The sequence below is a fragment of the Amycolatopsis sp. NPDC052450 genome, assembly GCF_044547565.1.
Lineage (GTDB): Bacteria > Actinomycetota > Actinomycetes > Mycobacteriales > Pseudonocardiaceae > Amycolatopsis.
In genome coordinates this window covers 36561-46719 of sequence record NZ_JBIUAQ010000038.1, presented here as the reverse complement: position 1 = coordinate 46719, position 10159 = coordinate 36561, and the positions used below count along the sequence as shown (strand labels likewise).

Sequence of the window (10159 nt, the reverse complement as noted above, 5' to 3'; positions counted from 1 at the left end):
GATGCCAAGGCGTGTCGCGAAAGCCACTTTCGCGACGCCTACCGTCCCGAAAGTGGCTTTCGCGACACGGCCGCTGGGTGGTCGTGAGTGTTTCGGGTCGTTAGAACGACACGTAACACTCACGACCCTTGTCGCGTACTCAACCCTCAAGCCGGCTTCAGCGGATCGTGTCCGATCGACATCAGCTTGTGCCGCCAGTGCGCCTCGCCCGCGACCGGTTCCAGATCGTCGCGTCGCTCGTCCGCGACCCGCTGGACGACCGAGCGCATCACCCGTTCGTCGTCGGCGGTGAGGTCGGTCCTGCGCTTGCCGAGGATGCCGAGCACATGCCGTCCGGTCGGCGTGCCCGCCTGGTCCGGCAGTGCTTCGTCCTCGGGGTCGGCCGACCGCGTGCGCAACCAGTCGGCCAGTTCCCGCGAAGTCATGTTGACCACGCGGTGGAATTCTTCCCACAGTTCGTCTTCGATCTCGTGCACGGCGCAACCTCCTGCCAGCACTCGACTTCTTACGGCGCCGTGTACGGCGCCCGCTGTTCGATGGACGGGCTCGCGGCCGGGTAACGGCCGTCCTGGCCCGGCACCGGCGTCACCGTCGTGCCCTGTTGCTCGGGCTCGACGCGCCTCGGCCGGTTGATGACCGCTTCGGCCTCCTGCTCACCACGGATCCGCGAAAGCACGCTGAGCGTGATCGCGTGCGCGACGGCCAGGACCAGCAGCAGAACGCCCAGCCTGCCCACCACACCCGGAAGGTCGCTGCCCCCGATGTCGACGGTCGACAGCAGCGCCAAAACACCCAGCGTCGCGAGATGGAACAACACCGTGACGAGCCACGTCATGGACGCGCCCGCGGCCGGGTCGCCCTGGGAACCTCGCAGGTAGCGCTTACCGCTCTGGTAGATGATCAGACCGTCGAGCATGACCAGAGCCACCCCGATGACGAGGAAGGCCACGTATGCGTTGGTAGTCATGCCGGAACGCTCCCTTCGTAATGGACTCGCCCATGAGATACCCGGGACCTCCCCCGGGAAAACGCCGTCTTCCAGGGGAGGTCCCGGGTCATGGTCAGCTGCCGGGGCGGTCCACGTCGCCGCGCCAGGCGCCGGACTCGTGGCCGCGGCTCTCGATGAACTCCTTGAACCGCTTCATGTCGCCCTTGATCCGGCGGTCGAGCACACCGAGTTTGTCGGCGACGTTCTCGGCGAAGCCCTCCGGGTCGATGTCCATCTGCGCCGTGACCCGGGTCTTGTTGTCGTCAAGGCGATGGAAGGTGATGACGCCCGCGTGGTCGGGACCGGAGTCCGACGTCCACGCGACGCGCTCGTCAGGATGTTGTTCGGTGATGGTCGCGTCGAATTCCCGGCTCACCCCACCGAACTTGGTCACCCAGTGGGTGTGTGTCGCGTCGATCTGGCGGATCTCCTCGACACCTTCCATGAACTGGGGGAAGCTCTCGAACTGGGTCCACTGGTTGTACGCGGTCTTCACCGGGACTTGGACGTCCACCATTTCGGTGATCGTGCTCATGCATCCTCCTGTCGGTTCGGTCTTTTCGAGCCGGCACTCCCCGGCTACCCGACGCTCAGCGGGGCGAAACACGCCGTGATTGACCGGCCGGTAGCCCGGGTACCCGGCGGGCAGAACGCTCCGAGGAGGTGCTCCATGATCGAAGAAACCCACCGGAAGCCGTCCGGGGAAAAGTCGGTCGGCGAACTGGTTTCCGACCTGAGCGACGAGGTCAAGCACCTGGTCCGCGACGAAATGCGACTCGCCGTGTTCGAGTTGCAGAACAAAGGGAAGAAAATGGGGGTCGGCGCCGGATTGTTCGGTGCGGCCGGCATTTTCGCGCTCTTCGGCCTCGCGACCCTGATCGCCGCTGTCGTGCTGGCACTCGCCCTGGTCATGCCCGCGTGGCTGGCGGCCGTGGTGACCGGTGCGGCGCTGCTGCTGATCGGCGGCATTTCCGCCCTCGTCGGCAAGAAGGAGGTCACGAGCGGGACCCCGCCGGTGCCGGAAGAGGCCATCGCGGGTGTCCGCGAGGACGTCGACACCGTCAAGCAAGGAGTGCGCTCATGAACGATTTCCCCAAGAACGCGGAAGAAGCCCGCGCGGATCGCGACGTGACCCGCGAAGAGCTCACCGAGACACTCGACGCGCTCGGCCGGAAACTGGACGTCAAATCGAGGGTGAACGACAACCTCGACACCAAGGTCGACGAGGCGAGCGCCGTGATCTCCGAGAAGGTCTCCGAGCCCGCGGCGGAGAAGTTCCGCCAGGGCACCGAAGTCGTCCGCGCGAATCCCCTGCCGATCTTCGCCGGTGTTCTCGCACTGCTCGTGACGATCCGGCTGATCATGCGAAAGAGGTCTTCGTCGTGAACAAGGTTCTCTACAAGCCGCTGAACATGGTCGTCAGCGCCGCGGGCGGGATACTCGCCGGGATCGCGTTCAAGCAGATCTGGAAACGCGTGAGCGGCGAGGAAGACGCGCCGGACGCCACGGACCGCGACTTCACCTGGACTCAGGTGATCCTCGCGGCCGCCGCGCAGGGCGCGATCTTCGGCGCGGTCAAGGCCGCCACCGAACGGGCGGGCGCGGTCGGCTACCGCAAGGCGACCGGCGACTGGCCCACGGAGGACTGACGATGCGCGTGGTGATCATCGGAGGCGGGTTCGCCGGCTACAACGCGGCCAAAACCCTCCTCAAATCGGTCGGCGACGACACGGAGGTCGTCGTGTTGAACCCGACCGACTATTTCCTCTATCTCCCCCTCCTGCCCGAAGTCGCCGCCGGAATCCTTGAGCCACGGCGGATTTCGGTGTCCATCCCCGGTACGTTGCGCGGTGTGCGGCTGGTGCTCGGCACCGCCAAATCCGTCGACTTCGACGGCCGCAGCGTGAGTTACGTCGACCCCGAGGGTCGCGAACGCTCCCTCGGCTACGACCGCCTGGTGCTCGCCGCGGGCAGCGTCAACAAGCTGCTGCCGATCCCCGGCGTGCCCGAGTACGCCCACGGCTTCCGTGGCCTGCCCGAGGCCCTCTACCTGCGCGACCACATCACCCGCCAGATAGAACTCGCCGCTTCCGCGAAGGATCCGGCGGAACGCGACGCGCGCTGCACGTTCGTCGTGGTCGGCGCCGGCTACACCGGCACTGAGGTCGCCGCGCAGGGGCCGGCGTTCACCGCCGCGCTCGCCGCCCGGCATCCCGAACTGAAGGATCAGAAGATCCGCTGGCTGCTGCTGGACCTCGCCGAACGTGTCCTGCCGGAACTCGACCGGCGCCTCGGCGACACCGCCGACGAGGTGCTGCGGGAACGCGACGTCGAGGTGCTGATGAAGACCTCGATCGACAACGCCGGCGAACACGGGGTCACGCTCACCTCCGGCGAATCCGTGCCGACGCACACCCTCGTGTGGTGCGTCGGGGTCCGGCCGGATCCGCTGATCGAGGATCTGGGGCTGAAGACGGCCAAGGGCAGGCTCGTCGTGACGGCGCAGCTGAACGTCCCCGGGCGACGTGACGTGTACGCGTGCGGAGACGCGGCCGCCGTCCCCGATCTGACCAGGCCCGGCGAATACACGCCGATGACGGCCCAGCACGCCGAACGGCAGGGCAAACTCGCCGGGCGGAACGTGGCCGCGTCCCTCGGGCACGGTTCGCACGGCACCTACCGGCACCACGATCTCGGTTTCGTGGTCGACCTCGGCGCCCGCCAGGCCGCGGCGAATCCCTTGCACATCCCGCTTTCCGGCTTCGCCGCCAAGGCGGTCACCCGCGGCTACCATCTGCTGGCCATGCCGGGCAACCGGCTGCGCACCGCCACCGACTGGGCGCTCGAAGCGGTGACGAAACGGCAGACAGTCCAATTAGGACTCGTACGATCGGGTTCGGTGCCACTGGACACCGATTCCCCCGAACTCCCCCGCACGAACTGCTAGAGGAGACGACCATGACCGCCGAAACCGATCCCGTCCGCGCCGAAGGCCCCTCGGTGGTCACCGACGGCGACGACGGGGCGAAGCTCCTTGTCCTCGACCCCGCGGGCGAAGGCAAACACGGCGAACTCCCGGCGACCTGGCGGCCGCTCGCGGCCCAGCGTCAGGTGATCTGGTGCAGGCTGCCGGTCGACGGTGCCCTCACCCAGGCCGAGGACGTGCTCGGGGACGCGGAACCCGGTGGCCCGCCGATCGACGTCATCGCCTCCGGCGAGTCGGCCGAAGACGCGCTCCGGCTGGCCGAGCGGCACCCGGGCGCCGCGTCCCATGTCCTGCTGATCGACCCGGTGCCGGACGAGTCCTCCGAACTGGCCGAGCGGGTGCGGTCCGCCGGCACCGCGGTGGCCGTCCTCCCCCACAGCACCGGCGAGCCGTACAACCGGGTGCCGCCGCCGCTGCCCCTCGGGCATCCGGACGTCGTCGCGGGGATCAGCAAGATCCTCGAGGACGTTTAGCCGCCGGAGGGCGGCGGTATCCGCCGACCATGAGCGAAACCGTTGCGGACCATGTTCTGACCAGGCTGCGCGAATGGGACGTGGAGCAGGTCTTCGCCTATCCCGGGGACGGGATCAACGGGCTGGTGAGCGCGTTCGGCGCGGCGGAGAACAAGCCTCGCTTCGTGCAGACGCGCCACGAAGAGATGGCGGCGTTCGCGGCCGTCGGGTACGCGAAACTCAGCGGGCGGCCCGGTGTCTGCATGGCGACGTCCGGCCCGGGGGCGATCCACCTGCTCAACGGTCTCTACGACGCCAAACTCGACCACGTGCCGGTGGTGGCGATCGTCGGGCAGACGGCGCGCAGCGCGATGGGCGGCAGTTACCAGCAGGAGGTGGATCTCCAGGCACTGTTCAAGGACGTCGCGAGTGAGTACCTCGTCGAGGTGAACGTCCCCGAACAGCTGCCGAACGCGCTCGACCGCGCCCTCCGCACGGCCATCGCGCAGCGCGCGCCCACGGCGCTGATCATCCCGGCGGATCTGCAGGAGGAGCCCTACCACCCGCCGCAGCACGAGTTCAAGCACGTGCCGTCCTCCCCGCCCGACCATCCGCGGGCCAGCGTCATCCCGCCTTCGGAGGAGGTCACCCGCGCCGCGGAGGTGCTGAACGCGGGTGAGAAGGTCGCGATCCTGGTCGGGCAGGGCGCGCGCAACGCCGTCACGGAGTTGCGCGAGGTCGCCGAACTCACCGGCGCCGGGGTGGCGAAAGCGTTGCTGGGCAAGGATGTCCTGCCCGACGATCTGCCGTACGTCACCGGCTCGATCGGCCTGCTCGGCACGCGCCCGACGTACGAGATGATGCGGGACTGCGACACGTTGCTGATCGTCGGCTCGAATATGCCGTACGCCCAGTTCCTGCCGGAATTCGGCCAGGCCCGCGCCGTCCAGATCGACATCGATCCCCGGTTCCTCGGGCTGCGCTATCCGACCGAGGTCAACCTGCTCGGCGACGCGAAGAGCACCCTGCAACAGCTGATTCCGTTGCTGGAGCGCAAAACCGACCGTGATTGGCGGGAAAAGACCGAGAAGAACGTCGGCGACTGGCACGAGACGGTGACGCGGCAGGCGATGCTGGAGGCGAAACCGGTCAACCCGATGCGCATCGTGCACGAACTGTCCGAGCGGATCCCCGAAGACGCCATCGTCACCGCCGACTCCGGTTCGGCCACCAACTGGTACGCCAGGAATCTCCGGATGCGCGGCCGGATGCGGGGCACGCTTTCCGGCACCCTCGCGACGATGGGATCCGGCGTCCCCTACGCGATCGGCGCGAAGTTCGCCCATCCCGACCGGCCGGTGATCGCCTTGGTCGGCGACGGCGCGATGCAGATGAACGGCATGGCGGAACTGCTGACCATCGCCCGGTACCGCGAACTGTGGTCCGACCAGCGATGCGTCGTCTGCGTGTTCCACAACGGCGATCTGAACCAGGTCACGTGGGAACTGCGGGCCATGGGCGGCTCGCCGAAGTTCGAGCCGTCGCAGAGCCTGCCGGAAGTGTCCTATTCGGACTTCGCCCTCGAGGTCGGCCTCGGCGGGATCGCCGTCGACGATCCCGCCATGCTCGGCGAAGCGTGGGATGTCGCGCTGTCGGCCGATGTGCCGACCGTGCTCGACGTCCGCTGCGATCCCGAAGTACCACCGATCCCGCCGCACGCCACCATCGAGCAGATGAAGTCGATGACCGAAGCGGTCCTCAAGGGCGAACCCGACGCCTGGCACATGGTGACGCAGGGGATCAAGACGAAGATGCAGGAACTGCTGCCTTCGCGCCGCTGAGAGATGTCATGAAAGGGTCGTTCAGGACATTTTTCGTCCTGAACGACCCTTTCATGACATCCGTGACGACCGCGGCAAGCCTCAAGCGCTCGCGCCGCCGTCGAGGACGATGTCGTGCCCCACGACGTACGCGGACTCCTCGGAGGCCAGCCAGAGCACCGCCGCGGCGATCTCTTCGACCGCGCCGATCCGGCCGATCGGGATGACCGCGCCGAGCCGTTCGGCACGGTCGGCCTCGGTCTCGCCGGGCCGGAACGACATGCCGGTGTCGGTGGCGCCGGGGCTGACCGCGTTGATCCGGATGCCCTCGGCGATGTGGTCGCGGGCGGCGGTGCGGGTCAGCACGTCCACAGCGGCCTTCGAAGCCGCGTAGGCGGCCATTCCCGGCAACCGGTGGTGCGAGCCGATGTTGGACGACATGTTGACGATGACTCCGCCGCCGCTCGCGCGCATCTGGGCGATCTCGTGCTTCATCGACAACCAGGTGCCCGTGAGGTTCGTCCGTACGACGGCGTCGAAGCCGTCCTCGTCGAGATCCGCCGTCGGCGCGGGACTGCCGAGAACACCGGCGTTGTTGAACGCGATGTCGAGTTTGCCGTGCCGCCGCACGGTTTCGGCGACGAGACGCTCGACGTCGGCACCGACACTCACATCCGCGGTCACCGCGTCGGCGGCGCCACCCTCGACCTCGATCTCCTTGACCGTCTGGCGCAGTTTCTCGCCGTCCCGGCCGGAAACGACGACTTGAGCGCCTTCACGCGCGAAAGCCGTCGCCGTGGCGCGGCCGATCCCGGAACCTCCTCCGGTGACCAGGACGACCTTGCCGCTGAATCGCTTCCCTGCCATACCCACAGTACTCAACTTTCTGGTCCGATCGTTCTAGTATCAGTGCTTGCGAGCGGCTTCGACAACCGCGATGGCCTGTCCCGCCGCCGCACGGGCCCGCGCCGCGGGATCCGGCCCCTTGCCCATCACCCGCATCCCCTGCAGGACGGTGAGCAGGAAGCCGGCCAGAGCTTCGGGGTCGGCGGCGGCGCTCAGCTCGCCTTGCGCCTTGGCCCGGCTCAACGCCATCCGCAAGGCCAGTTCGAGCGCGTCCCAGCTGCGCTCGACGACCCTCGCGACCTCGGGATCCCTCGGCATCATCTCCATGGCGGCGTTGACCACGAAACAGCCTTTGCGCCCCGATTCCCCGAGTATTTCGGCGAGATAGCGGTCGATGAGCCGCCGCACCCCGGCAAGCGCGGGCCCCGGCCCGGCGAAGTCCTCGACGAACCGCTCGTTACCCCTGGCGATGTAGCGGTTCAAGACGGTCAGGTACAGCTCGTGCTTGGTGCCGAACGTCGCGTAGAGACTCGCCTTGCCGATGCCGAGCTCGGCGACGAGGTCGCTGACCGAGGTGGCCTCATACCCCTGCCGCCAGAACAGTTCCAGCGCGGCGTCGCAGGCCGCGTCGACGTCGAATTCCTTCACCCGGGACATGAGGGAAGCTTAGCCACATCTGGACCGATCGGTCAAGAAAGCGACCCCGCAACTAGTCACCTACTTGCGGAGGGGTGAAAGCTCAGGAAGCGGAGTCGTAAGTCGTCCGGGCTTCTTCCACCTTCGGCAGGTTCTCCGTCGACCAGTCCGCGAGGGTCGCGAACAGCGGCGCGAGGCTCCGACCCAGATCGCTGATCTCGTACTCGACCCGGGGCGGCACCTCGGCGTGATAGGTCCGGGTGAGGAGGCCGTCGCGTTCCAGTTGCCGCAGGCGTTGCGTCAGCACCTTCGGCGTGATCGAGCCGATCCGCCGCTCGAGTTCGACGAACCGCTGCCTGCCGAATTCGTTGAGCGCCCACAGGATCGGCGTGGTCCAGCGGCTGAAGACGAGGTCGACCACCGGGGCGATCGGGCAGGCCTGGACGGGGGTCGTCGTGGCGTCGGCGCGCATGAAGCCAAGGTACGCGGGTTGCCGACTTGTCATGATCCGGACACCCCATGAACCCATCTGTGCGCGTAACGTTCTGTCATGGACTTGACCACCGAAAGGCTCGTCGTCCGTGATTGGTCCGAGGACGACGCCGAAGCCGCACTGGCGATTTACGGCACCACCGACGTGACCCGGTGGCTCACCCCGGCGATGGACCGGGTGACCGACACGGCGGCCATGCGTTCGGTGCTGCAGGCCTGGCAGCAGGCACAGCCGAATCTCGTGCCGCCGCGGGGAAGATGGGCGGTACAGCGCAAGGAGGACGGCGCGGTCGTCGGCGGACTGGGCATCCACCTGCTGCCACCGTACGAAGAGGACCTGGAGATCAGCTGGCAGCTGCATCCGGACGCCTGGGGCGAGGGATACGCCTCCGAGGCGGCCCGCGCGCTGATCGGCTGGGCGTTCACCCAGGACACGGACGAACTCTTCGCCGTCGCGCGGCCGAACAACACCCGTGCCATCGCGACCGCGAAGCGGCTCGGGATGATCTGGGTCGGGGAAACCGACAAGTACTACGGGCTTCGCCTGCAGGTGTACCGGATCCGCCACACGGACATCGTCTAGCACCGTCCACGCGGGACACTTCACCCGAGAGCCCGCTCAGCCGGGCCATCGAATCTCCTGTCACCCAGCACGATTGCCCCCGGCTTCGAATCGAGATACCGTCATCATCCAGATGGTATCAACATTCGAACTGGGAGACCTGCCTTGCCCGACATTCCCGAGATCCTCCTGACCGACTCCGAGGTCCTGCACGACCCGTTCACCGCCTACGGTCCGGTCCGCGAACGCTCCCCGGTCGCCAAGCTGGTCGCGCCGGGGTTCGCGGTGTGGGCGGTCCTGCGCCACGAAGAGGCGCGGAGGATGCTGAGCGACCCCCGTTTCGCCTTGAGCCCGGACAGCTACCAGCGAATGGACGTCCCCGACCACTGCCGCCCCTACCTGCGGACGATGCAGGAGGTCGAGGGCCCGGAACACCTCCGGCTCCGGCGGCTGGTCGCCCCCGCGTTCACCCCGCGCAAGGCCGCCGCGCTCCGCCCGGGAATCGAGCGGCTCGTGGACGACCTCCTCGACGGCCTCGACGGCGAAACCGAGATCGACCTGGTCAGCGCCTTCGCACGCCCACTGCCGGTCGACGTGATCTGCGCACTGGTCGGCATCCCCGCCGCCGACCGCCCGCGATGGCGCGAGTACGGCGCCCTGATCTCGGCGGGCGACGGGGCGGGGCTCGCGAAGGCGGTCCCAGGGATCGTCGAGGGCGCCCTCGCCGCCATCGAGGACCGGAAGCTCCAGCCCGCCGACGACGTCGTCTCGCAACTGCTCCGGATCCAGGCCGAAGACGACGACAGGCTCAGCGAAACCGAACTGGTCGCCCTGGTCTGGCAGCTCGTCCTCGGCGGTCAGGTGCCCGGCAATCTCATCGCCAACGCCGTCGAGATCCTGCTCTCCCACCCCGGTCAACTGGCCGAGCTCCGCAAGGACCCGGCGCTCATGCCCGGCGCCGTCGAGGAAGTGATGCGCTGGCAGAGCCCGCAGTTGCTGACGATCCCCCGGTTCACCACCACGGACGTGCGGATCGGCGACATCCTGATCCCCGAAGGAGAACCTGTTACCGTCGCGGTCGCCGCGGCGAACCGGGATCCGCGAGCGTTCCCCGATCCGGACGTCTTCGACATCCGCCGCGCGGCGGGGCCGTCCTGGCATCTGGCGTTCGCCCACGGGCCGCATTTCTGCCTCGGCGCTTCATTGGCCAGAGCGCAAACGGAAGTCGCGCTCACCGCCCTGCTGCGCCGGTTCCCCGATCTCGCGCTCGACGGCGGCCCGCTGCGGATCCCGGACCCGGGCACCTGGCGGCTGAACGCCCTGCCGGTCAAGCTCCGCGCGACGGTTGCGAACTGAAACACGTTCTAATAACGTGGC

At 67.9% G+C, this 10159-nt stretch carries 14 protein-coding genes; 8 read left to right on the top strand and 6 right to left on the bottom strand.

The features are described 5' to 3' along the window. Positions 1 to 146 precede the first annotated feature (146 nt). The 3 genes from ACIHAO_RS37725 to ACIHAO_RS37715 all read right to left on the bottom strand — a co-directional run bounded on the left by ACIHAO_RS37725 (position 147) and on the right by ACIHAO_RS37715 (position 1523). Complete coding sequence (locus ACIHAO_RS37725; protein ID WP_125798913.1) at positions 147 to 476, bottom strand: DUF3140 domain-containing protein; 330 nt, start codon at positions 474 to 476, stop codon at positions 147 to 149. A gap of 29 nt (positions 477 to 505) precedes the next feature. Further along, complete coding sequence (locus ACIHAO_RS37720) at positions 506 to 967, bottom strand: hypothetical protein (protein ID WP_396566226.1); 462 nt, start codon at positions 965 to 967, stop codon at positions 506 to 508. Positions 968 to 1061: 94 nt separating this feature from the next. Next, a complete protein-coding gene (locus ACIHAO_RS37715) occupies positions 1062 to 1523 on the bottom strand; it encodes an SRPBCC family protein (protein WP_396566224.1) in 462 nt (153 codons plus the stop codon). Between the two features lie 135 nt (positions 1524 to 1658). Here ACIHAO_RS37715 and ACIHAO_RS37710 point away from each other — a divergent pair, with 135 nt between their 5' ends. Genes ACIHAO_RS37710 through ACIHAO_RS37685 form a run of 6 tightly spaced genes read left to right on the top strand, consistent with a single transcriptional unit; the run spans position 1659 to position 6267 of the window. Further along, positions 1659 to 2072, top strand: coding sequence for a phage holin family protein (locus ACIHAO_RS37710; RefSeq protein ID WP_396566222.1), 414 nt, complete (start codon positions 1659 to 1661; stop codon positions 2070 to 2072). Then, the gene (locus ACIHAO_RS37705; RefSeq protein ID WP_396566220.1) at positions 2069 to 2374 is read left to right on the top strand and encodes a DUF3618 domain-containing protein; all 306 of its coding nucleotides are present in this window, start codon (positions 2069 to 2071) and stop codon (positions 2372 to 2374) included. The genes ACIHAO_RS37710 and ACIHAO_RS37705 overlap by 4 nt, the downstream gene beginning before the upstream one ends. Next, positions 2371 to 2637 carry a DUF4235 domain-containing protein gene (locus ACIHAO_RS37700; RefSeq protein ID WP_396566218.1) on the top strand — a complete coding sequence of 89 codons (267 nt, stop codon included), beginning with the start codon at positions 2371 to 2373 and terminating at the stop codon, positions 2635 to 2637. The genes ACIHAO_RS37705 and ACIHAO_RS37700 overlap by 4 nt, the downstream gene beginning before the upstream one ends. Before the next feature lie 2 nt (positions 2638 to 2639). Beyond that, on the top strand, positions 2640 to 3935 hold the full coding sequence (locus ACIHAO_RS37695) for an NAD(P)/FAD-dependent oxidoreductase (RefSeq protein WP_396566216.1): 1296 nt from the start codon (positions 2640 to 2642) through the stop codon (positions 3933 to 3935). Between the two features lie 11 nt (positions 3936 to 3946). After that, on the top strand, positions 3947 to 4447 hold the full coding sequence (locus ACIHAO_RS37690; protein WP_396566214.1) for a hypothetical protein: 501 nt from the start codon (positions 3947 to 3949) through the stop codon (positions 4445 to 4447). Positions 4448 to 4476: 29 nt separating this feature from the next. Further along, positions 4477 to 6267, top strand: a complete 1791-nt coding sequence (locus ACIHAO_RS37685) for a thiamine pyrophosphate-requiring protein (protein ID WP_396566212.1) — start codon at positions 4477 to 4479, stop codon at positions 6265 to 6267. A gap of 81 nt (positions 6268 to 6348) precedes the next feature. On the opposite strand, the gene ACIHAO_RS37680 is transcribed toward ACIHAO_RS37685, so the two are convergent. From ACIHAO_RS37680 to ACIHAO_RS37670, 3 genes are all read right to left on the bottom strand, one after another. After that, a complete protein-coding gene (locus ACIHAO_RS37680) occupies positions 6349 to 7113 on the bottom strand; it encodes an SDR family NAD(P)-dependent oxidoreductase (RefSeq protein WP_396566210.1) in 765 nt (254 codons plus the stop codon). 39 nt (positions 7114 to 7152) lie between these two features. Beyond that, a complete protein-coding gene (locus ACIHAO_RS37675) occupies positions 7153 to 7749 on the bottom strand; it encodes a TetR/AcrR family transcriptional regulator (protein ID WP_396566208.1) in 597 nt (198 codons plus the stop codon). Positions 7750 to 7831: 82 nt separating this feature from the next. Further along, the gene (locus ACIHAO_RS37670; RefSeq protein WP_396566206.1) at positions 7832 to 8200 is read right to left on the bottom strand and encodes a winged helix-turn-helix transcriptional regulator; all 369 of its coding nucleotides are present in this window, start codon (positions 8198 to 8200) and stop codon (positions 7832 to 7834) included. Between the two features lie 78 nt (positions 8201 to 8278). On the opposite strand from ACIHAO_RS37670, the gene ACIHAO_RS37665 reads away from it, so the two are divergent. Together ACIHAO_RS37665 and ACIHAO_RS37660 are read left to right on the top strand one after the other, a co-directional pair. Next, on the top strand, positions 8279 to 8803 hold the full coding sequence (locus ACIHAO_RS37665) for a GNAT family N-acetyltransferase (RefSeq protein ID WP_396566204.1): 525 nt from the start codon (positions 8279 to 8281) through the stop codon (positions 8801 to 8803). Positions 8804 to 8947: 144 nt separating this feature from the next. After that, positions 8948 to 10138, top strand: coding sequence for a cytochrome P450 (locus tag ACIHAO_RS37660; protein WP_396566202.1), 1191 nt, complete (start codon positions 8948 to 8950; stop codon positions 10136 to 10138). The last annotated feature ends 21 nt before the right edge of the window (positions 10139 to 10159 follow it).

What these genes read in the sequence shown, in the direction of transcription:
- ACIHAO_RS37720 (WP_396566226.1), bottom strand. Translation starts at nt 967, where the DNA reads ATGACTACCAACGCATACGTGGCCTTCCTCGTCATCGGGGTGGCTCTG.
- ACIHAO_RS37715 (WP_396566224.1), bottom strand. Translation starts at nt 1,523, where the DNA reads ATGAGCACGATCACCGAAATGGTGGACGTCCAAGTCCCGGTGAAGACC.
- ACIHAO_RS37710 (WP_396566222.1), top strand. Translation starts at nt 1,659, where the DNA reads ATGATCGAAGAAACCCACCGGAAGCCGTCCGGGGAAAAGTCGGTCGGC.
- ACIHAO_RS37705 (WP_396566220.1), top strand. Translation starts at nt 2,069, where the DNA reads ATGAACGATTTCCCCAAGAACGCGGAAGAAGCCCGCGCGGATCGCGAC.
- ACIHAO_RS37695 (WP_396566216.1), top strand. Translation starts at nt 2,640, where the DNA reads ATGCGCGTGGTGATCATCGGAGGCGGGTTCGCCGGCTACAACGCGGCC.
- ACIHAO_RS37690 (WP_396566214.1), top strand. Translation starts at nt 3,947, where the DNA reads ATGACCGCCGAAACCGATCCCGTCCGCGCCGAAGGCCCCTCGGTGGTC.
- ACIHAO_RS37685 (WP_396566212.1), top strand. Translation starts at nt 4,477, where the DNA reads ATGAGCGAAACCGTTGCGGACCATGTTCTGACCAGGCTGCGCGAATGG.
- ACIHAO_RS37680 (WP_396566210.1), bottom strand. Translation starts at nt 7,113, where the DNA reads ATGGCAGGGAAGCGATTCAGCGGCAAGGTCGTCCTGGTCACCGGAGGA.
- ACIHAO_RS37675 (WP_396566208.1), bottom strand. Translation starts at nt 7,749, where the DNA reads ATGTCCCGGGTGAAGGAATTCGACGTCGACGCGGCCTGCGACGCCGCG.
- ACIHAO_RS37670 (WP_396566206.1), bottom strand. Translation starts at nt 8,200, where the DNA reads ATGCGCGCCGACGCCACGACGACCCCCGTCCAGGCCTGCCCGATCGCC.
- ACIHAO_RS37665 (WP_396566204.1), top strand. Translation starts at nt 8,279, where the DNA reads ATGGACTTGACCACCGAAAGGCTCGTCGTCCGTGATTGGTCCGAGGAC.